At 57.7% G+C, this 1,274-nt stretch carries 1 protein-coding gene; it reads right to left on the bottom strand.

Going from position 1 to position 1,274, the window contains the following annotated elements:
* Nucleotides 1–138: 138 nt before the first annotated feature.
* Nucleotides 139–1,179, bottom strand: coding sequence for an IS110 family RNA-guided transposase (locus NX782_RS26205; RefSeq protein ID WP_258848438.1), 1,041 nt, complete (start codon nt 1,177–1,179; stop codon nt 139–141).
* Nucleotides 1,180–1,274: the final 95 nt, after the last annotated feature.

Below are 1,274 nucleotides of genomic sequence, written 5' to 3'. Positions count from 1 at the left end.
CGCTCCTTGTTGCACGCAGGGTTTGCCGGTCACGGTCTGACCTATCTTGCCATCACATCTGGATCGCCTAAGCAATCGGTGGAAAGATGCTTGCCAATCTTCCTTGGAGTCGGTGGAGAGGTAACTTGGCCTTGCGGATTACGTGCCTGCCCCAGCGGGGACGTAATCCGCACGGAACCGCCTTCCGTCGTGCATGAGAAGTGCCCATACCCGGCGCGCGTTCTTGTTGGCCAGCGCGACAGCTGCGATATTCTTGTTTCGCCGCGACAGCAAGTGCCCGAGCCAACTGGTGGCAGTCTCCACCTTGTGTTCGGCGTGTCGAAGAACGGCACGCGCACCATGGATCAGCAGCGCGCGCAGGTAGCCATCGCCCCGTTTGCTGATGCCCAGTAAAACCTGCTTGCCACCGCTGGAGTGCTGCCTGGGCACCAATCCCATCCAGGCAGCCAGCTGCCGGCCATTCTTGAAGCAGCGCGCATCGCCAATCGAAGCGACCAGTGCGCTTGCGGTAATCGGGCCAATTCCTGGAATCTCGGCCAGTCGGCGACTGGCTTCATTTTGCGCATGCCAGAGCTGGATTTCTTTCTCCAAATCCCGAACCTGCTGGTCCAGTTCCTTGAGATTTTCCGTAAGCCGGCGCAACAGGCTGCAGAAGCTGCCAGGTAGCTGTCCGGTAGATTCATCAGATAACTCTGCCAGCCGAGGCCCGAGGTTGTAAAGTCCCTGCGGAATGACGACCCCGAATTCAGCCAACAAGCCACGAATCTGGTTGGCTTGGGCGGTCCTTGCCTTGACGAATCCTTGTCGTGCCCGGTGGATCGCCAGCAATGCCTGCTGGTGCTCTGTCTTGATCGCCACGAAACGCATATTGGGCCGGGTCACCGCTTCACAGATGGCTTCGGCATCGGCTGCATCATTCTTGTTCGTCTTCACGTAGGGCTTCACGAACTGCGGGGCCATCAGCTTCACGGTATGGCCCATTTCGCTCAGCTTGCGTGCCCAGTAGTGGGCGCTGCCGCAGGCTTCCATGCCAATCAAGCAAGGCTCGAGCTTTACGAAAAACGCCAACATCTCTGCACGCCTGAGCTGCTTACGCAAACACGATTTGCCATGCAGATCAACACCATGTACCTGGAATACCGACTTGGCCAAGTCGATGCCGCATGCACTAAGCTTCATGGTGGACGCTCCTTTCTGGTCGTGGATTGCTTACACATCCACTTTGGCACGTCGATGCCGTTTCAGGAAGGATGCGTCCATTCCATTAAAGCCGT

This window comes from Massilia norwichensis, from assembly GCF_024753245.1.
Taxonomy (GTDB): domain Bacteria; phylum Pseudomonadota; class Gammaproteobacteria; order Burkholderiales; family Burkholderiaceae_D; genus Telluria; species Telluria norwichensis.
This window is presented reverse-complemented; position numbering and strand designations above follow the sequence as displayed.

Excerpts from the sequence above, each read along its gene's own strand:
- NX782_RS26205 (WP_258848438.1), bottom strand. The coding sequence starts at position 1,179 with ATGAAGCTTAGTGCATGCGGCATCGACTTGGCCAAGTCGGTATTCCAG.